The organism is Pseudomonas sp. Nvir (assembly GCF_963778085.1).
Lineage (GTDB): Bacteria > Pseudomonadota > Gammaproteobacteria > Pseudomonadales > Pseudomonadaceae > Aquipseudomonas > Aquipseudomonas juntendi.
Genome location: NZ_OY970405.1, coordinates 5381957 through 5407313, shown reverse-complemented (window position 1 = coordinate 5407313; position 25357 = coordinate 5381957). Strand labels below are relative to the sequence as shown.

The window sequence follows — 25357 nt, the reverse complement described above, 5'->3', positions numbered from 1 at the left end:
TGCGCTCGCTCCTACGTTTGTTTCGGGCCAATAAATCCTGTGCCCATCGCGCGCGACCGTCTTGGCGCATGGCTCACTATCGAAGGGTACAGACAAGGCGGTCGCGCGCCGCCATCACAGGCATGACTGGCCCGAAACAAACGTAGGAGCGAGCGCAGCTCGCGATGCGCCGCGCGGGCGGCGCTCGATATCCGCGCCACCGCATATCGCAAGCCCTGAACCCAAGGCATAACTCAGTTACTGGACAAACGGTCCCCACGGGCAAAGCGCCAGGTGCGGATGATCTCCAGGCGGTCGAACTCGGCCAGGTCCCCGGTAAACGGTGCGAACGGCGCCGCCAGCCGCACGATACGCTGCGCTGCCTGGTCCAGCACCGGCTGCCCGGACGACTCCAGTACCAGCACTTCGTACAGCGAGCCGTCGCGGTTGATCGAGACCATCATGCGCAGGTTGCCGTAGATCTGCTGCCGGCGCGCCTCGTCGGGGTAGTTGAGGTTGCCCACCCGCTCGACTTTCTTGCGCCACTCTTCCTTGTACCAGGCGCCCTTGTCGCGCATGGTCGAGGCAGCGTTCAGGCGGTGGATGCGCGGGCGCTTGGCGTACAGTTGCTGTTCGTTGGACAGCTCTGCCTCCAGGCTGGCGATCTGGCTGGACAGCTGCGAGCTGTCGAAGTCCGGGGCGGGCGCGGCTGGCTTGGGTTGGGCCTTGCTCGGTTTGGGCTTGGGCTCGACCTTGTGCGCCTTGGGCGCGGTGGTCACCACCGCCGACTTCTGCGGGGTTGGTGGCGGCACCACTTCCGGCTTGACTGCCGGCGGGGGGGTGATCTTGTTGATCTTGCTGTCCTGGAACGGCGCCACTTCGGTGGTCTTGGGCACCGCCTTCTTGTCCAGGGTGCCGCTACCTTGCTGGTTGTCCTGGGCCTGAAAATCAGCTTTCTCCGGCGGTTTTTCGCTTTTGAAGGTGGCCAGGGTAATGTCCATGGTATGGCGGATTTCGGCAGGCTTGACCACGGTGAAACCGACGCCGAGGATCAGCGCCAGGTGCACCAGCGCAGCCAGGAACAGCGTGAAACCGAGCCGGTCCACTGGGCGAACGCGTGGGGGCAGCAGGTCGGAAGGGATATCAGCGGGCAGCGTCATCGGGTATCCAGCAACCGCAGGGCGGGGCAGCAGGCCAGGCAAATGGGACCCGCATCATACCCCACTCCGGGTAAATGCCGTGCGTCGGCGGTCAGCGCGCCTGCAACTGGCGATCAATGGCATCCATCAGCTTGCCGCCGATATCGGTGTTGTAGGCGTTGTCGATTTCGCGAATGCAGGTCGGGCTGGTGACGTTGATCTCGGTGAGGTAATCGCCGATCACGTCGAGGCCCACGAACAACAGGCCTTTCTCGCGCAGGGTTGGCCCCACCTGGGCGGCAATCCAGCGGTCCCGGTCGCTCAGCGGGCGCGCCTCGCCGCGGCCACCGGCAGCCAGGTTGCCACGGGTTTCGCCGCTGGCCGGAATGCGCGCCAGGCAGTAGTCGACCGGCTCGCCGTCGATCATCAGGATGCGCTTGTCGCCGTCCTTGATCGCCGGCAGGTAGGCCTGTGCCATGATCTGCTGGGCACCCAGCGCGGTCAGGGTTTCGAGGATCACCGACAGGTTCGGGTCGCCCACCCGGTGGCGGAAGATCGACGTGCCGCCCATGCCATCCAGCGGTTTGAGGATCACGTCACCATGCTTGGCGGCAAACTCGCGGATGATGTCCGGGCGGCGGCTGACCAGCGTCGGTGGCGTGCACTGTGGGAACAGCGTGGCGAACAGTTTTTCGTTGCAGTCACGCAGGCTTTGCGGGCGGTTGACCACCAGCACGCCATCGTTCTCGGCTTGCTCCAGCAGGTAGGTGCTGTAGACGAACTCCATGTCGAACGGCGGGTCCTTGCGCATCAGGATCACGTCCAGCTCGGCCAGGGGGCTGTCCTGTTCTTCGCCCAGCTCGAACCAGCGGGCCGGGTCGGCGAAAACGTTCAGTGGGCGCATGCGCGCACGGGCTTTGCCTTCGCCCTGGTACAGGTCGCGCTGCTCCATGTAGAACAGGCTCCAGCCGCGTGCCTGGGCGGCCAGCAGCATGGCCAGCGAGCTGTCCTTTTTGTAGGAGATGGACGCGATCGGGTCCATGACAATGCCGAGGCGAACGCTCATGGGGTGGTTCCTCTTGGCGGCGCGTTGCCGCGATGGGTCGAAAGAAAAGTGGCTCAGGGTGGCGCTGTGAACGCCGCTGGTCAAGGGGCGGCGCAGATGGAACGGCCACCCGGAGTGTGTTAAAAATGCAGCTGCAAGCCCTTGGCTCCAAGCCTCAAGAGAAAAGCAGCCGAGTGCCGGCTGGGCTTTTGTTGTAACTTGCCGCTTGCAACTTGCAGCTCAATTCCCACGGGTAGGCGTCTATGGAACAACCCCTGAAGGTGATGGTGATCGACGACTCGCGCACGATCCGCCGCACTGCGCAGATGTTGCTCGGTGAAGCCGGCTGCGAGGTGATCACCGCCAGCGATGGCTTCGATGCCCTGGCCAAGATCGTCGATCACCGCCCCGGCATCATCTTCGTCGACGTGTTGATGCCGCGCCTGGACGGCTACCAGACCTGCGCCATCATCAAGCACAACAGCGCCTTCAAGGACACCCCGGTGATCCTGTTGTCGTCGCGCGACGGGCTGTTCGACAAGGCCCGCGGCCGGGTAGTCGGCTCTGATCAGTTTCTGACCAAGCCGTTCAGCAAGGAAGAACTGCTCGACGCAATCCGTGCCCATGTGCCCGGGTTTGCGGCACCTGAACCACAAGCACCCTGACCGCGCCCCGCCATGGCACGGTTCTACTTTCCTGATGGGGTAACAGCATGGCCCGAGTTCTGATTGTCGACGACTCGCCGACAGAGATGACGAGTTTGACCCAGTTTCTTGAAAAGAATGGCCACGAGGTGCTCAAGGCCAACAACGGTGCCGACGGCGTGGCACTGGCCCGGCAGGAAAAGCCGGACGCCGTGCTGATGGACATCGTCATGCCGGGCATGAACGGCTTCCAGGCCACCCGCCAGCTCAGCAAAGACCCGGAAACCAGTGCCATTCCGGTGATCGTGGTCACCACCAAGGACCAGGAGACCGACCGCATCTGGGCCACCCGCCAGGGCGCCCGCGACTTCCTCACCAAACCGGTGGGCGAAGAGGCGCTGATCGCCAAGCTCAAAGAAGTGCTGGGGGCTTGACCACCCGCCCGCAGGGCGCGTCACTGACCGCCTTCGAGTTGTTGCTGGACATCGACCGGCGCTGCCGTTTGCTGGTCGCTGACCAGCCGCCGCAAGACAACCGCCTGCAAGAGTGGAGTGGCATTGGCTTTCGCACCGCCGGGCAATGGTTCGTCGCGCCCATGGGCGAGGTGGCCGAGGTGCTGCGCGAGCCGCGTAGCAGCCGGGTACCGGGGGTGCAGCCATGGGTCTGCGGCGTGGCCAACCTGCGTGGCCGGTTGTTGCCGGTAATGGACCTGAGCAGCTTCTTTGGCCTGGGCCACGCCGCCCCGGGCAAGCAGCGCCGGGTGCTGGTGGTGGACCACGACGACCTGTTCGTCGGCCTGCTGGTGGACGAAGTGCTCGGTTTGCAGCACTTTACCCTCGACAGCCTGCAACTGTCCCCGCCACAGCCGTTGATTCGGGCTGCTGCGCGCTTTGTGCAAGGGCACTTCCCGCGTGAACGCAACTGGGCGATCTTCAGCCCCTTCGCCCTGGCCCAGGCGCCGGGCTTTCTCGATGTGGCGCTATAGGACCTGCGAACGTGAACACACCCGCCGCCCCCGTCACGGCCACCACCGTGACCCCGCGTACCCGTAGCATCGCGCAGATCACCGTGCTGTTCCTGATCCTGATCCTGTCGATCATCCTGCTGTTCGCCAATTTCGCTTACCTGAACACCCAGTCCAACTACGACAAGCAGTACATCGGCCATGCCGGCGAGTTGCGCGTGCTGTCACAACGCATCGCCAAGAACGCCACCGAAGCCGCTGCAGGCAAGGCGTTGGCGTTCAAGTTGCTGTCGGATGCGCGCAACGATTTCGAGCGGCGCTGGGGCTACCTGCGCCAAGGTGACAAGGCCACCGGCCTGCCGCCGGCGCCGCCCGCCGTGCGTGATGAAATGGAAGCGGTGCGGCGTGACTGGGAAAACCTGCGCAAGAACACCGATACCATCCTGGCCACTGAACAGACGGTGCTGTCGCTGCACCAGGTGGCGGCGACACTGGCCGAAACCGTGCCGCAACTGCAGGTGGAGTACGAAAAGGTCGTCGAGATCCTGCTGCAGAGCGGCGCCCCGGCCAACCAGGTGGCGGTGGCCCAGCGCCAATTGTTGCTGGCCGAGCGGATCCTCGGCTCGGTCAACACCGTGCTGGCCGGTGATGACGCGGCAGCCCAGGCGGCCGATGCATTCGGGCGTGATGCCGGGCGTTTCGGCCAGGTGCTGCAAGGGATGCTCAACGGCGATGCGGGCATCCAGGTAACCCGAGTTGCAGATGCCGACGCCCGTGCCCGGTTGGCCGAAATTGCCGAGCTGTTCCAGTTCGTTGCCGGTTCGGTGGACGAAATTCTCGAAACCTCCCCAGAGCTGTTCCGGGTGCGCGAGGCGGCGGGCAATATCTTCAGCCTGTCGCAAACCCTGCTCGACGAGGCCTCGCACCTGGCCAACGGTTTTGAAAACCTGGCCGGCGGGCGCACCCTCGATACCGTGGGTGGCTACGCCCTGGGCCTGCTGGCCCTGGCTTCGATCATCCTCATCGGCCTGGTGATGGTGCGTACCACCAACCGCCAGCTGCGCGAGACGGCAGAAAAGAACGAACGCAACCAACAGGCAATCATGCGCCTGCTCGATGAAATCGAAGAGCTGGCCGATGGCGACCTGACGGTGACGGTTTCGGTCACCGAAGACTTCACCGGCGCCATTGCCGACTCGATCAACTATTCGGTCGACCAGCTGCGTGACCTGGTCGCTACCATCAACCACAGTGCGGTGCAGGTTGCCGCCGCCGTGCAGGATACGCAGAACACCGCGCGGCAGCTGGCCAAGGCCTCCGAGCAGCAGGCTGAGCAGATCAGCGAGGCGTCCGAGGCGGTGGGCGACATGGTCGAGTCGATCGACCGGGTTTCCGCACATGCCTATGAATCTGCCAAGGTTGCCGAGCGGTCGGTGGCCATCGCCAACAAGGGCAACGAGGTGGTGCACAACACCATCAACGGCATGGACAACATTCGCGAGCAGATTCAGGACACCGCCAAGCGCATCAAGCGGCTGGGCGAGTCGTCCCAGGAAATCGGCGATATCGTCAGCCTCATCGACGATATCGCCGACCAGACCAATATCCTTGCCCTGAACGCGGCAATCCAGGCCTCGCTGGCGGGCGAAGCCGGGCGCGGCTTTGCCGTGGTCGCCGACGAAGTGCAGCGCCTGGCCGAGCGCTCGTCGTCGGCCACCCGCCAGATCGAGGCGTTGGTGCGCACCATCCAGGCCGACACCAACGAAGCCGTCATATCCATGGAGCAAACCACCGCCGAGGTGGTGCGCGGTGCCCGCCTGGCCCAGGATGCCGGGGTGGCGCTGGCCGAGATCGAAGGGGTGTCGCAGAACCTTGCCGACCTTATCCACAGCATTTCCGACGCCGCGCAGTTGCAGACCTCTTCGGCCGGGCAGATTTCCCACACCATGGCGGTGATCCAGCAGATCACTGCGCAGACTTCCGCCGGTTCTGGTGCGACCGCCGACAGTATTCGCCACCTGGCGCGCATGGCCAGCGAGATGCGCCGTTCGGTGTCTGGCTTCACCTTGCCACCACCTGCCGAGCCCAAGTGAACCGGCCTTGTGATGAGCCGTACTGATATGCCGCGCTGAGGAGTGCCCATGGCTGTAGCAGCACTAAGCCCCGAGCGCCACGATACCGTGGCGCTGGCCTGGACCAAGGCCGCCATCCTCGATTGCCTGGGCCAGGCCCGCCAGGCGCTGGAGCGCTTTGCCGGCGAGCCGGGCGAGCTGTCGATGCTGGCCTTCGTGGTCGACAACCTGCACCAGGTGCATGGTTGCCTGCGTATGCTCGAATTGCGCGGTGCAACACGGCTGGCCGAGGAGCTGGAGCTGTTCGCCAAGGCCTTGGCCGATGGTCAGGTCAGCCCGCGCGGGGATTGCCTGGGCGCATTGTTCCGCGGCCTCGAGCAATTGCCGGCGTACCTTGAACGCTTGCGTGGCGCGCGCCATGACCTGCCATTGGTGATGCTGCCGTTGCTCAACCAGTTGCGCGCCTGCCGGGGTGTCGAGCCGCTGGCCCAGGCCAGCCTGATCAGCGGCACGGCGCACCGCTTCGCCGGTGCCGATGACCTGGCCAACCTCGATCTGTCGCTGGGCAATTGGCGTGAACAGCTGCAGGCCGGGCCGGGCCGGGACGCCTTGCGCTCGGTAGTGACCGCGCTGTGCGACGACCTGATGCGCATCAAGGAGCGGCTTGACCAGTTCGTGCGGGGCGACCGTCAGCACCGTGAACAGCTTGACGCTTTGCTGGCGCCCCTGCGGCATGTCGCCGATACCCTCGCCGTGCTGGGCTTTCAGCAGCCACGGCGGGTGATCATCGACCAGGTGCTGGCCTTGCAGGCGCTGGCCGAGGCGGCGCGTGCCGTTGACGATGCGGTGCTGATGGATGTGGCAGGTGCGCTGCTGTACGTGGAGGCTACCCTCAACGGCATGGTCGGCCCGCTGGAGGAAAACGGCCAGGGCGGCCTGGCTGGCTCGGACCTGGCCGAGATTCGCCAGTTGGTGCTGAACGAGTCGCTGAATGTGCTGCAACAGGCCAAGGACCTGATTGGCGATTGCCTGGAGTCCGGCTGGCCGCGGCAGCGCCTGCAACCCCTGCCGGGGTTGTTGCAGCAGGTTCGCGGGGCACTGGCCATGTTGATGCTGCCTGCGGTGGCCGAGCTGTTTGAGGGGTGTGCCGGCTATGTGCAGGGTTGGCTGCAACACCTGGAAGCGGAGCCGCCGGCCGATGAGCTGGCCCACCTGGCGCAGGCCCTGAGCGCGGCCGAGTGTTATCTGCAATGGCGTGTCGCAGATCCGCTGGCCGATGGCCAGCCCTTTATCGACACCGCACGGGCCAGCCTGGCTGCGCTTGGGGTGCAGTGTACGCAACCCGCCGCCACTGAAGGCGCCGATGACAGCAGCGATGGCATCGATGATGAGCTGCGCGAGGTGTTCCTCGAAGAGGCCGGTGAGCTGTTACCGGAAATCGAGCGGCACTGGCTGCGCTGGCGTGCCGATAACCAGCAGATGGCAGCACTGGGCGATGTTCGGCGCGCCTTGCACACGCTCAAGGGCAGTGGGCGTATGGTCCATGCCGAAGCCGTGGCCGAACTGGCGTGGGGCGCCGAACACCTGTTGAACCGTGTAATCGAAGGCCGCAGGGCGCTCAGCGCCCAGGGCGTGGTGGCGCTGCAGCAAGCGTTCGTGCAGTTGCCAGACCTGCTGGCCGACTTTGCCGCAGGCCAGTCACCGCAGCTGAGTGACATCGAACGACTGGCTGGGCATCTGCATGGCCTGGCTGAAAACGACCCACCCGCGGTCGCCGACCTCGATGGCCTCGACCCGCAGTTGCTGGACATCTTCCGCAGCGAAGCGCAAGGCCACCTGGCCAGTCTCGACGCCTTCCTGCAGGGTGCCGGCGGCCATGACACGCCGGTCAGCGATGACCTGCAACGTGCCTTGCACACGCTCAAGGGCAGCGCCGCCATGGCCGGGGTGATGCCGCTTGCCGAACTGGCCACGGCCTTCGACCGCCTGGTACGCGAATACAAGGTCCACCAGTTACTGCTGCAGATGGCTGAAGTCGAGTGGCTTGAGGCTGCCCGGGCGTTGTTCCAGCTGGGCCTGGCACAACTGGACAGCACCCCGCTTGCCCCCATTGCCGGGGCCTCGGACCTGATCGAGCGGGTTGGCCAGGCAGTGGACGAGCGGCTGGCCAGCCTGCACGCCGACCCTCAGCAGCAGCGGCGCGGCAGGCATGACCCGCAGTGGGTGGCCAGTTTCCTCGCGCAAGCGATGGATACCCTGCTCAACGCCGAATCGTTGCTGTCGCGTTGGCAGCAGCAGCCCGGCCAACGCGATGCGCTGGACACCCTGCTGGATGAAATGACCACGCTGGGCCATGCCGCGCACCTGGCCGACCTTTGCCCAATGGATGACCTGTGCGAGGCCCTGCTCGACCTCTATGGTGCCGTGGAGGAGGGCAGCCTGGCTGCCGAAGCAGGTTTTTTCGCCCTGGCCCAGGGTGCCCATGAAGCCCTGATGGACATGCTCGATGAAGTGGCGGCCGGCCAGGATGTAGCGCCGCGCCCGGAACTGGTCGAGCGCCTGCGTGCGCTGCTGAACCAGGCGCTGGCCCCGGATGCCACCGGCCTGGTGGGTATCGACGCGGTCACCCCGCTGCACCCGGACATGGACCTGACCGACGCCTTGGGCCTGGGCTTGCCACGCCCGTCACTGCCGCCGGAAGTGGCCGAGCCCCAGGTCGAGGAGGCCGAAAGCCCTGGCGAGGAGTTGTTGGAGGTATTCCTCGAAGAAAGCTCGGACATCGTCGAAAGCGCCGCTGCAGCCCTGGCCCGCTGGCAAGCCGACCCGCGCAGCAGCGTCGAGGTGGACAACCTGATGCGCGACCTGCACACCCTCAAGGGCGTGGCGCGCATGGTCGAAATCACCCCAATCGGCGACCTTGCCCATGAGCTTGAGTTTCTCTACGAACTGCTCGCCGCCGGCCGCCTGCCACCCAGTGCACCGTTGTTCGCCTTGCTGCAGAACTGCCACGATCGCCTGGCCCAAATGCTCGACGCCGTGCGCCTGGGGCAGCCGCTGCACGCGGCCACGGCGCTGATCGACTACATACGCAATTTCAGCAGCGCGGCACTGACCGACAGTGCCGCAGGCCAGGGGCCGCAAGATGCCAGCGCTGCCGAAGTGCCGGCAGCGGCACCCGAGCGCGCCGCCGGCGACATGGTCAAGGTCGATGCCGAACTGCTCGACGACCTGGGCAACCTGGCAGGTGAGCACTCGATCATCCGTGGGCGCATCGAGCAGCAGGTCAACGATGCGCAGTTTGCCCTCAACGAAATGGAAACCACCCTTGAGCGCATGCGCGACCAGTTGTTGCGCCTGGATAGCGAGACCCAGGGGCGGATCTCCAGCCGCCAGCCGTTCGAGGGCGATGCCTACGACGATTTCGACCCCCTGGAGCTGGACCGCCATTCGCAGTTGCAGCAGCTGTCGCGGGCACTGTTCGAGTCTGCCTCGGACCTGCTCGACCTGAAGGAAACCCTGGCCCAGCGCGCCCAGGAGGCGTACAGCCTGCTGCAGCAACAGGCGCGGGTGAACAGCCAGTTGCAGGAGGGCCTGACCGCCACCCTGATGGTGCCTTTCGAACGCCTTGTACCGCGTTTGCAACGGGTGGTGCGCCAGGTGGCCAGCGAGCTGGGCAAGCAAGTGGAGCTGGTGGTCGGCAACGCCGAGGGCGAACTGGACCGCAGCGTGCTCGAACGCATGGTGGCGCCGCTGGAGCACATGCTGCGCAACGCCGTGGACCATGGCCTGGAAAGCCGCGAAATGCGCCTGGCTGCGGGCAAGCCGGAGCTGGGTACCATCCACCTGAACTTGCTGCACGAAGGCGCCGATATCGTCATCGAAATGACCGACGACGGTGCCGGCGTGCCACTGGAGGCTGTACGGCGCAAGGCGATCAAACGCGGCTTGCTGGACCCGCAGGCGCACTTGAGCGACCACGAGATCCTGCAGTTCATCCTGCGCCCCGGCTTTTCCACCGCCGAGAAAATTACCCAGATCTCCGGGCGTGGCCTGGGCATGGACGTGGTGCACGAGGAGGTCAAGCAGCTGGGCGGTTCGATGAGCATCGAGTCGGCCCAGGGCAAAGGCGCGCGGTTCCTGATCCGCCTGCCGTTCACGGTGTCGATCAACCGCGCCTTGATGGTGCACCTGGGCGAGGAACAGTACGCCATCCCGCTCAATACCATCGAGGGCATCGTCCGCGTGCCGCCGGCCGAGCTGGCGGCGTGCTACCAGCTGGACACGCCACGCTATGTGTATGCCGGCCACGAATACGAGTTGCGCTACCTGGGCGAATTGCTGCAAGGCATGCCGCGCCCGAGCTTGCTGGGGCAAAGTGTGCCGCTGCCGGTACTGCTGGTGCATTCCAAGGAGCAGTCGTTCGCGATCCAGGCCGATGCCTTGTCACCCAGCCGCGAGATCGTGGTGAAAAGCCTGGGGCCGCAATTTGCCGCCGTTGCCGGGCTTTCCGGGGCGACGTTGCTGGGCGATGGGCGGGTCGTGCTGATTCTCGACCTGCTGGGCCAGCTGCGTGGCCAGCAGCGCAGGTTGGCGCGCCTGCCCGGGGGCGCCAACCCGCGCCAGTTGCCCGGCCCGGTACCGCGCCGCGCCTTGCTGGTGATGGTGGTGGACGACTCGGTCACGGTGCGCAAGGTCACCAGCCGCCTGCTGGAACGCCACGGCATGAGCGTGCTCACGGCCAAGGACGGTGTCGATGCCATGGCGTTGCTGCAGGAGCACCGCCCCGATGTGCTGCTGCTGGACATCGAGATGCCGCGCATGGACGGCTTCGAAGTCGCTACGCGTATCCGCCGTGATGAGCGGCTCAAAGACCTGCCGATCATCATGATCACCTCGCGTACCGGGCAGAAGCACCGCGACCGGGCCATGGCGATTGGCGTGAACGAATACCTGGGCAAGCCGTACCAGGAGTCGTTGCTGTTGCAAAGTATCGCCCAGTGGAGCCAGACCCATGCTTGAACTGATTGCCGGCCAGCGCAGCAGCCTGACCGGGTTGTTGCTGCCCTTGGGTGACCGGACCCTGGTGCTACCCAACGTGGCGGTGGCCGAGTTGAGCGGCCAACGCAACCTGTTGTGCCAGCGCGGCGACCCGCCCTGGCACCTGGGCTGGATCGACTGGCGCCAGCAGCGCCTGCCGCTGATCGGTTTCGAGGCTGCCTGCGGTGGCGAAACACGGTGCGGGGAGCGGGCGCGGGTGGTGGTGCTCAATGCCTTGGGCGACACCGGCCTGCGCTACCTGGCATTGCTGCTGCAGGACATTCCGCGTTCCTGCAAGCTCGACAGCCAGCTCAACTATGTGGACGTGGCGCTGGGGCGGCTGGAGTTGGCCGCAGTACAGGTGGGCGAGCAAGTGGCGCGGGTGCCCGACCTGGTTGCGCTGGAAAGGCTGGTGCGTGACGCGCAATTGCAATAGCAGCGCTTGAAGTTTCAAGCTTGAGGTTGCGAGCTTGAGGGCGGTGTTCGTTTCACCGTGATCGGCTTGCAGCTTGCCGCTTGAAACTAGCCGCTCCTAGAGAGGTCTGTGTTTGCATGTATTACGGTGAACGCTTCAATGCCTGGACGCACCTGGTCGGTGCCATCCTGGCCAGCATCGGTGCCATCTGGCTGATCGTGGTTGCGGGTATGCAAGGTGACCCGTGGAAGATCGTCAGTTTCTCCATCTACGGCAGCACCTTGCTGTTGCTGTACAGCATCTCCACCCTCTACCACAGCACGCGCGGCCGGGCGAAGGTGATCATGCGCAAGCTCGATCACTTGTCGATCTACCTGCTGATTGCCGGCAGCTATACACCGTTTTGCCTGGTCAGCCTGCATGGCCCGTGGGGCTGGAGCCTGTTCGGCGTGGTCTGGGGGCTGGCAGTGATCGGCATGTTGCAGGAAATCAAGCCCCGCTCCGAAGCGCGGATCCTGTCGATCATCATCTACGCGGTGATGGGCTGGATCGTACTGGTGGCGGTCAACCCCCTGCTGCAAGCACTGGGCACCGCCGGCTTTGTCTGGCTCGCCGCCGGCGGAGTGTTCTATACCGTGGGCATCATCTTCTTCGCCCTCGACAGCCGCCTGCGCCACGCGCACGGTATCTGGCACCTGTTCGTGATCGCCGGCAGCCTTTTGCACTTTGTGGCGGTGTCGTTCTACGTGCGTTAGTTAAAAGTCGCCCCACAACTGCTGCGCTACCGACAGCGCCACTACCGGTGCGGTTTCGGTGCGCAGCACGCGCGGGCCGAGGCGTGCGGCCTGGAAGCCTGCGCGTTGCGCCTGTTCGACTTCAGCGTCGCCAAGGCCGCCTTCAGGGCCGATCAAGAAGGCCAGGGTGGCGGGCCTGGCATGGCTCGTGAGCGGCTCGGCCACCGGGTGCAGCACCAGCTTCAGCTCAGCATGGGTGCTGCTCAGCCATTCGGCCAGGGTGGTGGGTGGGTTGATGGCCGGCAAGGTGGAGCGGCCGCATTGTTCGCAGGCGCTGATTGCCACCTGGCGCCAGTGCGCCAGGCGCTTGTCGGCGCGCTCGTCTTTGAGGCGCACTTCGCAGCGCTCGCTGATGATAGGCGTGATGGCGTTGGCGCCCAGTTCGGTGGCTTTCTGGATCGCCCAGTCCATCCGCTCGCCGCGGGACAGGCCTTGGCCAAGGTGGATGTGCAAAGGCGAATCGGCCTGGCCGGCAAACGCCTGGTCGAGGCTGACGCGTACGGTTTTCTTGCCCACTTCAAGCAAATGGCCACGGTATTCCTGGCCGCTGCCATCAAACAGCTGCACGGCGTCGCCGGGGGCCATGCGCAAGACGCGGCCAACATAGTGGGCCTGGGCCTCGGGCAGGTCATGCTCGCCAAGGCTCAGGGGGGCATCGATGAAAAAGCGGGACAGTCTCATGTAGTGCTCGTTGGCAAAGGGAAACGCGCCCTGGGTAGGAGCGGCCTTGTGTCGCGAAAGGGCTGCACGATCAGCCCGGGTCGCGGAAGTCGGGGTGGAAGTTGGCCGGCACCGCCACGCTGATGCGCTCGCGGGTGGCAAGGTCGATGCCTTCGCTGGCGACCTCGGCAAGGAAGTCGATCTGCTCGGGGGTGATCACGTACGGCGGCAGGAAGTACACCACGCTGCCCAACGGGCGCAACAGCGCGCCGCGGCTCAAGGCGTGTTCGAACACCTTCAGGCCCCGCCGCTGTTGCCAGGGGTAGGCGACCTTGCCCGCTTTGTCCTGAACCATCTCGATGGCCAGCGCCATGCCGGTCTGGCGGATTTCGGCCACGTGGGCGTGGTCGGCCAGGTGGGCGGTGGCGCTGGCCATGCGTGCGGCCAGGGCCTTGTTGGCCTCGATCACGTTGTCCTCGGCAAAGATGTCCAGGGTCGCCAGCGCCGCTGCGCACGCCAGCGGGTTGCCGGTGTAGCTGTGCGAGTGCAGGAACGCCCGCAGGGTCGGGTAATCGTCATAGAAGGCCTGGTACACCTTGTCGGTGGTCAGGCAGGCCGCCAGCGGCAGGTAGCCGCCGGTAAGGGCCTTGGACAGGCACAGGAAGTCTGGGCGGATGCCGGCCTGCTCGCAGGCGAACATCGTGCCGGTACGGCCAAAGCCCACCGCGATTTCGTCGTGAATCAGGTGCACGTCGTAGCGGTCGCAGGCCTCGCGCAACAGCTTGAGGTACACCGGGTGGTACATGCGCATGCCGCCGGCGCCCTGGATCAGCGGCTCGACGATCACTGCCGAAATGGTTTCGTGGTGCTCGGCCAGGGTCTGTTCCATGCTGGCGAACATGTTGCGCGAATGCTCTTCCCAGCCCATGCCCTCGGGGCGCAGGTAGCAGTCCGGGCTCGGCACCTTGAGGGTATCGAGCAGCAGCGCCTGGTACGTCTCGGTGAACAGCGGCACATCGCCGACCGACATCGCGGCGATGGTTTCGCCGTGGTAGCTGTTGGTCAGGGTGACGAAGCGTTTCTTGCCTGGCTTGCCGACGTTCTGCCAGTAGTGGAAGCTCATCTTCAACGCGACTTCGATGCACGATGAGCCGTTGTCGGCGTAGAACACCCGGTCAAGCCCGGCCGGGGTCATGGCCACCAGGCGCTCGGACAGCTCGATCACCGGCTGATGGCTGAAGCCGGCCAGGATCACGTGTTCCAGCTGGTCGACCTGGTCCTTGATGCGCTGGTTGATGCGCGGGTTGGCGTGGCCGAACACATTGACCCACCAACTGCTCACCGCGTCCAGGTAACGCTTGCCTTCGAAGTCTTCGAGCCATACGCCTTCACCGCGCCTGATCGGGATCAGCGGCAGCTGCTCATGGTCTTTCATCTGGGTGCAGGGGTGCCACAGGACCTTGAGGTCACGTTGCATCCACTGATCATTGAGGCCCATCGGCACTTCTCCTGGCTTTGCGGCGTGGTTCGACCGCGTAAGCCTAAGCAATGCCGCAGGGTAGGACAACCGCCGGGCGGCAGCAGGTAAAATTGTCAGTTGCCAAGGGCACTTGATATCACTGCGCTGGCAGGGCCGGCACGGCTGACGTATTCTTAACGCATCTCGCTCGGGGCATTTCTGCCCCTCCTCGTTCCTGTAACCTCTGACTCGGAGTTCGCCGACATGGCTGCTGCTTGGGTGCGCCTGTGCGCGTTGGTATTGATTGGTGTGTCCAGCGGCGCTGCGCTGGCGAAGGACAAGACACCCACGGCGATCGTCGTCGGCGGTGGCCTGGCGGGCCTTACGGCAGCCTATGAGCTGCAGAACAAAGGCTGGCAGGTGACCCTGCTGGAGGCCAAGGCCAGCATGGGCGGGCGCTCTGGCCTGGCCACCAGCGAGTGGATCGGCAACGCCAAGGCGCAACCTGTGCTCAATGAGTACCTTGAGCGCTTCAAGCTCACGACCCTGCCGGCGCCAGAGTTCGTGCGCACCCCGGGTTACCTGATCGACGGCGAGTACTTCAGCGCAACCGACCTGGCGACCAAGCAGCCGGCCACCGCCGAGGCACTCAAGCGTTACGAGAAAACCCTCGATGACCTGGCCCGCTCGATCGACGACCCGCTCAATCCGCAGGCCACCAGCACGCTGTTTGCCCTTGACCAGATCAACGTCGCCAGCTGGCTGGACAAGCTGCAACTGCCGGCCACCGCCCGGCAACTGATCAACCAGCAAATCCGCACCCGTTACGACGAACCGTCGCGCCTGTCGCTGCTGTACTTCGCCCAGCAGAACCGTGTTTACCGCAACGTCAGTGACCGTGACCTGCGGGCCGCGCGCCTGCCTGGCGGCAGCCCGGTGCTGGCCCAGGCCTTCGTCAAGCAGTTGAAGACCATCAAGACCAGCTCGCCGGTCACCGCCATCGTTCAGGACAAGGACAGCGTCACCGTCAAGGTCGGCAGTGTCGGTTACCAGGCCGATTACCTGGTCATGGCCGTGCCATTGCGCGCCCTGGCCAAGATCCAGATCACCCCGGGGCTGGACAGCCAGCACCTGGCGGCGCTCAAGGGCACCAACTATGGCTGGCGTGACCAGCTGATGCTCAAGTTCAAGAAGCCGGTCTGGGAAAGCCGCGCGCGCATGTCGGGCGAGGTGTTCAGCAACGCCGGTCTCGGCATGCTGTGGATCGAGCCGGCGCTCAAGGGCGGGGCGAACGTGGTGATCAACCTGTCCGGCGACAACGCCCGCCTGCTGCAGGCTTTCGGCGACAAGCAGATGGTCGACCAGGTGCTGATCCGTCTGCATGCCTTCTACCCGCAGGCGCGCGGTGCGTTCACCGGTTACGAGGTGAAGCGGTATAGCGTCGATGCCGGTACCGGCGGTGCCTACCTGGCCTACGGGCCGGGCCAGATCAGCAAGTTCTGGCGCCTGTGGGAGCGCCCGGTGCAGCGCATCACCTTTGCCGGTGAGCACACCGATGCCTTGTACCCGGGCACCCTGGAAGGCGCCCTGCGCAGCGGCCAACGTGCCGCCAGCCAGGCCCAGGACCTGCTGGCCGGCAAGTCGTTCGACCCGGTCAAGGCCGCGCCGGTCGCGGCAGCCGCCGCCGGTGCCGGGGCAGCTGCCGCGAGTAAGGGCGGGTTCTTCTCCAACCTGTTCGGTGGCTCGTCCGACAAAGCGGGCAAGGCTGAGCAGGCACCTGCCAAGGCTGAGTCCAAGGCAGGCGATGAGGCCAAGCAAGACAAGCCAGGCTTCTTCAAGCGCCTGTTCGGTGGCGCTGACGCGCCAGAGGCCAAGGCCCAGCCGGTAGCCAAGGCTGACGAAGCGGCGCCGGTCGTTGCCCCTGCGCCAGCGCCCCAGGCAGCACCAGCACCAGCACCAGCACCTGCACCGGCGGTGAAGGCCGCGCCGGCCAAGCCTGCTGCGGCCAAGGCCGCCCCTGCCAAGCATGCGCCAGCGCACAAGCCAGCGACCAAGCCTGCCGAGAGCAAAAAGGCCAACGCCAAGTCGGAGCCGGCCAAGAAACCTGTCGCCAACCCGCAGGCCAAGGCGGGTTGACAGGTCGCAGTGCCGGCCTCTAGGTGAGTAACCCTGCTCCTGCAACGGACACTGTGGTCCTTGGCGGGAGCGGGCGCCCTGGTAGAGGCCGGCCCTGGCTACCCCATTCACAGCCGTTGGCGTTAATGTTTCCTTAATGGGAAGCGATCAGAATTTCTATCGGATTTATCGATAATCCGAAGCAATTTTTTCCGCTTTTATTCGATACGTTACGCGTTAGTCTGTGCACAGCTTTCACGGGGAAACACGTCAACATGCAACTGCGCAATTCACCTTCCCGCTACGGCGTGGTCAGCATCGTCCTGCACTGGGGCGTGGCACTGGCAGTCTTCGGCCTGTTCGGCCTGGGCCTGTGGATGGTCGGCCTCGACTACTACAGCCCGTGGCGCAAAGCCGGCCCGGACCTGCACAAGAGCATCGGCCTGGTGCTGCTGGCGGTAATGCTGCTGCGTGTACTCTGGCGTTTCATCAGCCCGCCACCGCCGGCACCGGCCAACCATGGCAGCTTCACCCGCCTGGCGGCCAAATTGGGCCATCTGGCGCTGTATCTCGGGTTGTTTGCCGTGATGGGCGCCGGCTACCTGATTTCCACTGCCGACGGCGTTGGCATTCCGGTATTCGGCCTGTTCGAAGTGCCGGCGTTGATCAGTGACCTGCCCGACCAGGCAGACGTGGCAGGGGTAATCCACCTGTGGCTGGCCTGGGGCTTGGTGATTTTTGCCGTGCTGCATGGCCTGGCTGCACTCAAGCACCATTTCATCGACCGTGACGCGACCCTGACCCGCATGCTGGGCCGCAAAGCTTGACCCTCAACCTCAATTGCATAGGAAGGAACAGGATGTTGAAAAAGACTTTTGCCGCTCTGGCGCTGGGTACCGCTCTGCTCTCTGCTGGCCAGGCTATGGCTGCCGAGTACAAGATCGACAAGGAAGGCCAGCACGCGTTCGTTGACTGGAAAATCAGCCACCTGGGCTACAGCTTCATCCACGGTACGTTCAAGGACTTCGACGGCAACTTCACTTGGGACAGCGCCAAGCCTGAAGCCAGCAAGATCAGCGTCGACCTGAAAACCGCCAGCCTGTGGTCGAACCACGCCGAACGTGACAAGCACATTGCCAGCGCTGACTTCCTGGACGTGAAAAAATACCCGGACGCCAAGTTCGTCTCCACCAGCGTGAAGTCGACTGGCGACAAGACCGCTGACGTGACTGGCGACCTGACCATGCACGGCGTGACCAAGCCGGTCACCTTCAAGGCAACCTTCAACGGTGAAGGCAAAGACCCATGGGGCGGGGAGCGTGCAGGCTTCAACGCGACCACCACGCTGAACCTGAACGACTTCGGCATCAAGGGCCCAGGCCCGGCTTCGCAAACCCTGAACCTGGATATCAGTGTCGAAGGCGTGAAGCAGAAGTAAGTATTGCGTTGCCCCTGAAAAACGCCGCCCATCGGGTAATGGCTGTCAGTTAAGTGTTACTGGGGCTGCTTTGCAGCCCTTCGCGGGCACGCCCGCTCCCACACGTTTTGCGCTGAACTCAAGAAATGCGCGATCCCCTGTGGGAGCGGGCGTGCCCGCGAAGGGGCGCAAAGCGGCCCCAACTTACTTAACTGACTGGCATTAGCCCATCGGGCGGCGTCTTTTTTCCTACCTGGGCTTAGCCCTTGCGGGTCAGCAGCGCCGGGCGCTCACCGCGGGGGCGGCTTGGCAAGTCATCCAGCTGCTCAGGCGTAGGGTAACGGTCGAGCTTGGATTCCTTGCGGATGATCACCGGCTGTTTTTCCGCCTGGCGCGGGTTGCGCACGGCTGGCTCCTGCCGGGCAGCATCGTCACGGGCCGGGCGACCACGGCCAGCGCCGCCATCACGACGGGCACCGCCTCCGTTGTTGGCGCGCGGCGGGCGTTTTTCGCCGCTGCTACCGCCGCTGCGCTGCTGGCCGCCGCTACGGGCCTGGCCCTGACCACCAGTGTTGCTACGCTGACCATTGCCTTGGCCCTGGCCCTGACCGCCACCCGGGCGACGATTGCGGCCCTGGCTCTTGCCCTGGTAGGGGCTGACGTAGTCAGCGCGGTTACCGAAGTTGTCGATCTCGTCATCCAGGAACTCTTCCGGGTCACGGTCGGCCGGAACCTTCGGCACGCTGGGGCTGCTGCTGGCTTGTTGCTGCTGGCGCGGCTTCTTGTCACGCGGCTTGCGCGGCTGCTGTTGCCTGTCGCCGTTCTTTTCCTTGTCGGCGGGCTTTTCAGCTGTTTGCTGCTTGGCCTTGCCTTTGTCCTTGCCCTTGTCCTTGCGGCCGCCATTGGCGTCTTTGCCACCTTCGCCGCGGGCCTGCTGATTACGGCCACCGCGGCCGTTGTTCTGCGGGCGCTCGCGTACTTCGGGCTTTTCGGCTTCTACCTGGCTGGCGTCGAAGCCCATCAGGTCGCCATCGGGAATGCGCTGGCGAGTGACGCGCTCGATGCTCTTGAGCAGTTTTTCTTCATCCGGGGCGACCATGGAAATGGCCTCGCCCGAACGGCCGGCGCGGCCAGTACGGCCGATACGGTGCACGTAGTCTTCCTCGACGTTCGGCAGCTCGAAGTTGACCACGTGCGGCAGTTGGTCGATGTCCAGGCCGCGGGCGGCGATGTCGGTGGCGACCAGTACCCGGACGCTGTTGGCCTTGAAGTCGGCCAGCGCCTTGGTACGAGCGTTCTGGCTCTTGTTGCCATGGATGGCGGCGGCGGTCAGGCCGTGCTTTTCCAGGTACTCGGCCAGGCGGTTGGCACCGTGCTTGGTCCGGGTGAACACCAGCACCTGTTCCCACGCACCGAGGGTGATCAGGTGCGCCAGCAGGGCACGCTTGTGGCTGGCCGGCAGGCGATACACGCGTTGCTCGATACGCTCCACGGTGGTGTTCGGCGGGGTGACTTCGATGCGCTCCGGGTTGTGCAGGAGCTTGTCGGCGAGGTCGGTGATGTCTTTGGAGAAGGTGGCCGAGAACAGCAGGTTCTGGCGCTTGGCCGGCAAGCGGGCAAGTACCTTCTTCACGTCGTGGATAAAGCCCATGTCGAGCATGCGGTCGGCTTCGTCCAGGACGAGGATTTCAACGTGGGCCAGGTCGACCTTGCCTTGGCCGGCCAGGTCGAGCAGGCGGCCAGGGCAGGCGACCAGTACGTCGACACCCTTGGCGATGGCCTGGATCTGAGGGTTCATGCCTACGCCGCCGAAGATGCAGGCGCTGACCAGGGGCAAGTCGCGGGCATACACCTTGAAGCTGTCATGCACCTGGGCGGCCAGTTCGCGGGTCGGGGTCAGTACCAGCACGCGGGGTTGGCGCGGGCCATGGCGCTGCGACTTGTCGGGGTGGCCGGCCGGGAACAGGCGCTCGAGAATCGGCAGGGCAAAACCGCCGGTCTTACCAGTACCAGTCTGGGCGGCAACCATCAGGTCGCGGCCTTGCAACACGGCGGGAATGGCCCGCTGTTGCACGGGGGTCGGCTGGGTATAGCCCGCAGCTTCGATAGCGCGGACAAGAGCCTCGGAGAGACCGAGGGAAGCAAAGGACATGGGCGATCCTGTTCTCGTTTGGGCTGGGCCCGTATGGGATGTTCTGCCTGGCGCGACGGGCATCGTCGGGATGCGATCGCGTCCGGTCCAGCTGGGCTTTCACTGCACATCCGGGAAACGGAGGGTGGACGCGAAGGTGCGCCAGTGCCGATCGGGATGCCTGTTGCGAGGCCGAGCGTCCGGGCGTGAGCCGGGCGGGAAGGCCCGAGTATAACAGAGCTATCGCGCTGTGCTGCTTTCCTGCTGCTCAACGGCGTTGAGAATGTTTTTGGTGTCGCCTGTGTAGCGGTTGCTGATCGCCGTATAGGCCGCTTCCTGCTTGAAACGCCGCAGTTCTTCGGCAAACGCCTCGGCCAGTGCCTCGCGGCCCGGCTTGCGCACCAGGGCCAGGTACTGGTGCTGGCGCCTGACCACCAGTGGCTGCGCCTCGACCTGCCGTTGCAGGCCCAGCTGCTGCGCCAGGTAATGGCCAGCCTTGCGGTCGGTGATCGCCAGGTCGACACGGCCCAGCATCAGCTTGCCGAAATTGGCTTCGTGGGTGGGCGCGGCTTCGCGCTTGAAGTAGGTGGCCCCGCTGAAGGCTGCGCCATAGGTGTAGCCGGGCGAGGTGCCGACGGTAAGCCCGGCCAGGTCTTCCAGCTGGTTGACCACGTGGCGGCGCACACTGGCCTGGAACAGGATGAACTCGACCTCCGACATGGGCTCTGGCGCGTAGACCAGGTAGGGCTGACGCGACTCGGTCTGGAAAATATCGACAATACCGTCGGCCAGGCCTTGTTCGACCATTGCCAGGCAACGCTTCCACGGCAGGAACTGCCATTCCACCTCGACCCCGAGGCGGGCGAACACCAGGTTGGTCACTTCGTAGTCGATGCCGCGTGGATGGCCGTCCTGCTGGTACACGTAGGGTGCCCAGTCGTCGGAGACCAGGCGCAAGCGTTCGCCCAGGGCCAACGGGCTCAGGCAAACGAGCAGCAGGATCCAGAACAGCCGGGCGATGTTGGGCATGCCGGGAGATTACGCGCTCGGCCGGTGCAAGGCCAGAGGGCAGGGCACCGGGCCATTCAAGCGTGGGAAGACCTGAGCAGGTGATGCTCGATGTCCTTGCGTCGTTCCCCCAGCGACAAGCGCAGCCCGGGGTGGCGCAAGCACTGGCGCAGGCGCTCGGGGTCGGTGGGGCCGTGGCGGGCATTGAGGTTTTCCAGGGCCTTGTCCCACCAGGCCGACGCGCAGGCGCGGTCGAACTCGTTGGCGTAGGGGTAGCAGCCGTACAGCAACTCACGGGCAAACTGACGTTCCTGGGGCGGAAGAGTCAGGCTCAATGCCTTGTAGCCCAGGCGGTGCAAGGCCGGTGGCCGGGGCAGCTGGTCGTTGACCAGGGCGACGTCGGCCAGCGCTGCCGGGCTGAGTGGATGTTGCCCATGTTTGGCCAGCCAGGCCTGGATCTTGGCGCGGAACTGCGCCTTGCGGCTCCAGTAATGGTGAATGACGTCGGAGCATGCCGCCAGCTGCAGGTGACCATGGGCCGCGACTGCCAGGCAGAATTCTTCCAGGGTGTAGGCCTCGCGCGCCAGCGGGTAGAGCGTGTCCATCAGGTCGATGGAGCGGTCCAGGGTGCCCGCGTCGGCGGCAGTGAGGCCGATCACCCCGGAGTTGACCAGGGGCATCTGGCAGTCGGCCAGGCCGCGGGACTGCAGAGGGCCCAGCAGGTTTTTATACAGCAGGCACTTCGGGTTCGCCCCATAGTGCGGGCCGATGGTGTTGCACAGCAGCTTGCCTGGCGCGACCCGGTCGAACAGTTGCAGTGGTGACTTGCGGAAAAAGGTATCGGTGTCGATCAGTACGGCCAGCGGGTGCTGGCGCAGTACCTGGCGCAACAGCACATGCTTGCTGCGGAAGTGGTAGCCGTGCGGGGCGTTCCAGGCTTGGCGCGTGGCCTCGTCCAGTACATGAGTGGTGACCGGTAGCCCGGCATAGGGTTGCGGGTTGTCGGTGTAGACCTGGATGTCCATGACGCTGCTGGCGGTACTGCCGAGCTGGGCAAGGGCGCTGATGATGCTGAAACAGGCTTCCTGATGATAGGTCGCGGGGCCAAAAGCCAGGTAGACGAGCTGTGGGCGAGATGGCTGGGGATGCTGCATGGCAGGCGAGACCTGTGTAACCCAAAAAAGAACAAGGCCTTAGTCTATGACCAAAGCCTTAATCATTTCTTAAGCAGACATTGCCAAAAAGTTTCAGCGCGGCAGCTTGAGGTTGTTCCACAGCGCCAGGCTCGCCTCGGCCTGGTTCAAGGTGTAGAAGTGCAGGCCCGGTGCGCCGCCTTGCAGCAGTTGTTCGCACATGCGGGTGATGACTTCTTCGCCGAAGGCCTGGATGCTTGCGGTGTCATCACCGTAGGCTTCCAGCTGCTTGCGGATCCAGCGCGGAATCTCGGCGCCACAGGCATCCGAGAAGCGTGCCAGTTTGCTGTAGTTGGTGATTGGCATGATGCCCGGCACCACCGGGATATCCACGCCCAGCTTCTGCGCGCGCTCGACAAAGTAGAAGTAGCTGTCGGCGTTGAAGAAGTACTGGGTGATGGCGCTGTCGGCACCGGCCTTGACCTTGTGTACGAAGTTGCCCAGGTCGGCCTCGAAGTTGCGCGCCTGTGGGTGCATTTCGGGGTAGGCAGCCACTTCCAGGTGGAAGTGATCGCCGGTTTCCGTGCGGATGAACTCGACCAGGTCGCTGGCGTAGCGCAGTTCGCCGGAGGCCATGCCCATGCCCGACGGCAGGTCGCCGCGCAAGGCCACGATGCGCTTGATGCCGGCGGCCTTGTACTCGGCCAGCAGGGCGCGCAGTTCAGCCTTGGTGTCGCCCACGCACGACAGGTGCGGGGCGGCCGGTACCTGTACTTCGCTTTCCAGCTGCAGCACGGTATTCAGCGTACGGTCGCGGGTCGAACCACCGGCACCGTAGGTGCAGGAGAAGAAGTCCGGGTTGCAGGCAGCCAGCTGGCGGGCTACACCCATCAGCTTTTCATGACCGGCATCGGTCTTGGTCGGGAAGAACTCGAAACTGTAGCGGCGTTCTTGTGACATCAGGCGTTCCTCTGGCAGCAAGCAGCAAGCAGCAAGCGGCAAGCGGCAAGTTGCAAGCTTCAAGCTGCAAGTAAAAGCCAGATCGGTGATGGCCGGTCTGGCTTGGTCATCGTTCAAGGTTTAAGAGGCTGGAGCTACAAGCTGCGGTCTGCTTCTGCTTGCAACTTGCAACTTGCAACTTGCTGCTCGCTGCTAGCAGCTCCAACCCTGCCGCTTAGTAGCGGTAAGCGTGCGGCTTGAACGGGCCTTCGACGGTCACGCCGATGTAGTCGGCTTGCTGTTTGGTCAGTTGGGTGACCACGCCGCCGAAGCCGCGGACCATTTCCAGGGCCACTTCTTCGTCGAGCTTTTTCGGCAGCACTTCCACGGTCAGGCGCTCGGCCTTCTTCTCGGCCGACAGGTCGGCGAACTTCTGCTCGAACAGGAAGATCTGGGCCAGGACCTGGTTGGCGAACGAACCGTCCATGATGCGGCTTGGGTGGCCGGTGGCGTTGCCCAGGTTTACCAGGCGGCCTTCGGCCAGCAGGATCAGGTAGTCGTCGTTCTGCGGGTCGAAGCTGCCGGCACCGGTGCGGTGGATCTTGTGCACCTGCGGCTTGACCTCTTCCCAGGCCCAGTTCTTGCGCATGAAGGCCGTGTCGATCTCGTTGTCGAAGTGGCCGATGTTGCACACCACGGCACGCTTCTTCAGGGCCTTGAGCATGTTGGCATCGCAGACATTGACGTTGCCGGTGGTGGTCACGATCAGGTCGATCTTGCCCAGCAGGGCTTTATCGATGCTGGCTTCGCTGCCGTCGTTGATACCCTCGATGAACGGCGATACCACCTCGAAGCCGTCCATGCAGGCCTGCATGGCGCAGATCGGGTCGACTTCGGTGACCTTGACGATCATGCCTTCCTGGCGCAGCGACTGCGCCGAACCCTTGCCCACGTCGCCGTAGCCGATCACCAGCGCCTGCTTGCCCGACAGCAGGTGGTCGGTACCACGCTTGATGGCGTCGTTCAGGCTGTGACGGCAGCCATACTTGTTGTCGTTCTTGCTCTTGGTGACCGAGTCGTTGACGTTGATTGCCGGGACTTTCAGCTCGCCCTTGGCCAGCATGTCCAGCAGGCGGTGCACGCCAGTGGTGGTTTCTTCGGTCACGCCGTGCACGCGGTCCAGTACCTGCGGGTACTTCTTGTGCAGCAGCTCGGTCAGGTCGCCACCGTCGTCGAGGATCATGTTGGCGTCCCATGGCTGGCCATCCTTGAGGATGGTCTGCTCCAGGCACCACTCGTACTCTTCTTCGGTTTCACCTTTCCAGGCGAACACCGGGATACCGGCAGCGGCGATGGAGGCGGCGGCCTGGTCCTGGGTGGAGAAGATGTTGCAGGACGACCAGCGCACTTCGGCACCCAGGGCTACCAGGGTTTCGATCAGCACGGCGGTCTGGATGGTCATGTGGATGCAGCCCAAAATCTTCGCACCCTTGAGCGGTTGCTCGGCCAGGTACTTGCGACGCAGGCCCATCAGCGCAGGCATTTCCGATTCGGCGATGATGGTTTCGCGACGGCCCCAGGCGGCCAGGGAGATGTCGGCGACTTTGAAATCGGTAAAACCAGCAGGCATGTTTGCAGCGCTCATGAGAGCCTCCATTCGTAGTGTGCGAATGGGCGCCGTTGTGCGTTAAGCGCCCGCGAGAGCGAGCAACGCCCCATCCGAGCCTGACAGGCCTAGCCTGCTGCAGCGCCCCTCGGACAGGTGGCGGGCATGGCACCGCTGTGGGCAACCATGTGAAGCGGCGCAGATTATAGCTGTGCCTGCCGGGTTGCCCAAGGTTTTCTGTCGATTAATCGCGACGATAGTCGATGTGCAATGGAGCGATCGCAGCTGCTCTGCCATCATGGGCGCACGTTAGCCAAGCAGGTCAGGAGTACTGATGAACTTTCACACCCGCAAGTGGGTTAAACCCGAAGACCTCAACCCCAATGGCACCCTGTTCGGTGGCAGCCTGTTGCGCTGGATCGACGAAGAGGCGGCGATCTACGCCATTGTGCAGCTGGGCAACCAGCGCGTGGTGACCAAGTACATGTCGGAAATCAATTTCGTCAGTGCCTCGCGCCAGGGCGACATCATCGAGCTGGGCATCACCGCGACGGAGTTCGGCCGCACCTCGATCACCCTCAAATGCGAGGTACGCAACAAGATCACCCGCAAGAGCATCCTGACCGTGGACAAGATGGTCTTCGTCAACCTGGGTGAAGACGGCTTGCCGGCGGCCCATGGGCGAACCGCGATCAAGTATGTGCAGGACCAGTTCCCGGATTCTGCCGTCGAGTGATCGTATGGGGCTGCGCTGCAGCCCATCGCCGGCAAGCCAGCTCCCACAGGGATCGCATCAGGGC

At 64.4% G+C, this 25357-nt stretch carries 20 protein-coding genes and 1 riboswitch; of the genes, 11 read left to right on the top strand and 9 right to left on the bottom strand.

Annotated elements, in window-relative coordinates; translation table 11 throughout:
* Window positions 1-233: 233 nt before the first annotated feature.
* The gene (locus AACG97_RS25875) at window positions 234-1139 is read right to left on the bottom strand and encodes an energy transducer TonB (protein WP_225786364.1); all 906 of its coding nucleotides are present in this window, start codon (window positions 1137-1139) and stop codon (window positions 234-236) included.
* A gap of 91 nt (window positions 1140-1230) precedes the next feature.
* Window positions 1231-2184: a glutathione synthase gene (gshB, locus tag AACG97_RS25870; protein WP_009682817.1), complete on the bottom strand. Its 954-nt coding sequence runs from the start codon at window positions 2182-2184 to the stop codon at window positions 1231-1233.
* Window positions 2185-2426: 242 nt separating this feature from the next.
* Here gshB and AACG97_RS25865 point away from each other — a divergent pair, with 242 nt between their 5' ends.
* The 7 genes from AACG97_RS25865 to trhA all read left to right on the top strand — a co-directional run bounded on the left by AACG97_RS25865 (window position 2427) and on the right by trhA (window position 12050).
* A complete protein-coding gene (locus tag AACG97_RS25865) occupies window positions 2427-2828 on the top strand; it encodes a response regulator (protein WP_009682818.1) in 402 nt (133 codons plus the stop codon).
* 47 nt (window positions 2829-2875) lie between these two features.
* The gene (gene pilH / locus AACG97_RS25860; RefSeq protein ID WP_009682819.1) at window positions 2876-3241 is read left to right on the top strand and encodes a twitching motility response regulator PilH; all 366 of its coding nucleotides are present in this window, start codon (window positions 2876-2878) and stop codon (window positions 3239-3241) included.
* Window positions 3238-3792, top strand: a complete 555-nt coding sequence (locus AACG97_RS25855) for a chemotaxis protein CheW (protein ID WP_009682820.1) — start codon at window positions 3238-3240, stop codon at window positions 3790-3792. The genes pilH and AACG97_RS25855 overlap by 4 nt, the downstream gene beginning before the upstream one ends.
* A 47-nt stretch (window positions 3793-3839) precedes the next feature.
* Window positions 3840-5864: a methyl-accepting chemotaxis protein gene (locus AACG97_RS25850; protein WP_223809682.1), complete on the top strand. Its 2025-nt coding sequence runs from the start codon at window positions 3840-3842 to the stop codon at window positions 5862-5864.
* A gap of 48 nt (window positions 5865-5912) precedes the next feature.
* Window positions 5913-10862 carry a hybrid sensor histidine kinase/response regulator gene (locus AACG97_RS25845; RefSeq protein WP_225786365.1) on the top strand — a complete coding sequence of 1650 codons (4950 nt, stop codon included), beginning with the start codon at window positions 5913-5915 and terminating at the stop codon, window positions 10860-10862.
* Window positions 10855-11316 (top strand): chemotaxis protein CheW, encoded by a 462-nt coding sequence (locus tag AACG97_RS25840; RefSeq protein WP_125855363.1) that lies wholly within the window; start codon window positions 10855-10857, stop codon window positions 11314-11316. Before AACG97_RS25845 ends, AACG97_RS25840 begins: the two co-directional genes overlap by 8 nt.
* A 116-nt stretch (window positions 11317-11432) precedes the next feature.
* On the top strand, window positions 11433-12050 hold the full coding sequence (trhA, locus tag AACG97_RS25835; protein WP_009682824.1) for a PAQR family membrane homeostasis protein TrhA: 618 nt from the start codon (window positions 11433-11435) through the stop codon (window positions 12048-12050).
* On the opposite strand, the gene AACG97_RS25830 is transcribed toward trhA, so the two are convergent.
* Both AACG97_RS25830 and AACG97_RS25825 read right to left on the bottom strand, forming a co-directional pair.
* The gene (locus AACG97_RS25830; RefSeq protein ID WP_009682825.1) at window positions 12051-12770 is read right to left on the bottom strand and encodes a 16S rRNA (uracil(1498)-N(3))-methyltransferase; all 720 of its coding nucleotides are present in this window, start codon (window positions 12768-12770) and stop codon (window positions 12051-12053) included.
* A 70-nt stretch (window positions 12771-12840) separates the two neighbouring features.
* Window positions 12841-14247 (bottom strand): adenosylmethionine--8-amino-7-oxononanoate transaminase, encoded by a 1407-nt coding sequence (locus AACG97_RS25825; protein ID WP_029887358.1) that lies wholly within the window; start codon window positions 14245-14247, stop codon window positions 12841-12843.
* A 225-nt stretch (window positions 14248-14472) separates the two neighbouring features.
* Here AACG97_RS25825 and AACG97_RS25820 point away from each other — a divergent pair, with 225 nt between their 5' ends.
* The 3 genes from AACG97_RS25820 (at window position 14473) to AACG97_RS25810 (ending at window position 17761) form a co-directional block, all read left to right on the top strand.
* A complete protein-coding gene (locus tag AACG97_RS25820) occupies window positions 14473-16344 on the top strand; it encodes a flavin monoamine oxidase family protein (protein ID WP_047149592.1) in 1872 nt (623 codons plus the stop codon).
* Window positions 16345-16598: 254 nt separating this feature from the next.
* On the top strand, window positions 16599-17150 hold the full coding sequence (locus AACG97_RS25815) for a cytochrome b (protein ID WP_009682830.1): 552 nt from the start codon (window positions 16599-16601) through the stop codon (window positions 17148-17150).
* Window positions 17151-17182: 32 nt separating this feature from the next.
* Complete coding sequence (locus AACG97_RS25810; RefSeq protein WP_197886261.1) at window positions 17183-17761, top strand: YceI family protein; 579 nt, start codon at window positions 17183-17185, stop codon at window positions 17759-17761.
* Between the two features lie 238 nt (window positions 17762-17999).
* On the opposite strand, the gene AACG97_RS25805 is transcribed toward AACG97_RS25810, so the two are convergent.
* The 5 genes from AACG97_RS25805 to ahcY form a co-directional block, all read right to left on the bottom strand.
* The gene (locus tag AACG97_RS25805) at window positions 18000-19892 is read right to left on the bottom strand and encodes a DEAD/DEAH box helicase (RefSeq protein ID WP_182365364.1); all 1893 of its coding nucleotides are present in this window, start codon (window positions 19890-19892) and stop codon (window positions 18000-18002) included.
* A gap of 219 nt (window positions 19893-20111) precedes the next feature.
* Window positions 20112-20900 (bottom strand): substrate-binding periplasmic protein, encoded by a 789-nt coding sequence (locus tag AACG97_RS25800; protein ID WP_225786366.1) that lies wholly within the window; start codon window positions 20898-20900, stop codon window positions 20112-20114.
* Window positions 20901-20956: 56 nt separating this feature from the next.
* Window positions 20957-22033, bottom strand: a complete 1077-nt coding sequence (locus AACG97_RS25795; RefSeq protein WP_182389478.1) for a hypothetical protein — start codon at window positions 22031-22033, stop codon at window positions 20957-20959.
* Window positions 22034-22126: 93 nt separating this feature from the next.
* Window positions 22127-22972 (bottom strand): methylenetetrahydrofolate reductase [NAD(P)H], encoded by an 846-nt coding sequence (metF, locus tag AACG97_RS25790; RefSeq protein ID WP_009682835.1) that lies wholly within the window; start codon window positions 22970-22972, stop codon window positions 22127-22129.
* A 214-nt stretch (window positions 22973-23186) separates the two neighbouring features.
* The gene (gene ahcY, locus AACG97_RS25785; protein WP_197886583.1) at window positions 23187-24596 is read right to left on the bottom strand and encodes an adenosylhomocysteinase; all 1410 of its coding nucleotides are present in this window, start codon (window positions 24594-24596) and stop codon (window positions 23187-23189) included.
* Window positions 24597-24616: 20 nt separating this feature from the next.
* A riboswitch (S-adenosyl-L-homocysteine riboswitch) is annotated at window positions 24617-24713 on the bottom strand.
* Window positions 24714-24891: 178 nt separating this feature from the next.
* On the opposite strand from ahcY, the gene AACG97_RS25780 reads away from it, so the two are divergent.
* Window positions 24892-25293, top strand: a complete 402-nt coding sequence (locus AACG97_RS25780) for an acyl-CoA thioesterase (RefSeq protein ID WP_009682837.1) — start codon at window positions 24892-24894, stop codon at window positions 25291-25293.
* The last annotated feature ends 64 nt before the right edge of the window (window positions 25294-25357 follow it).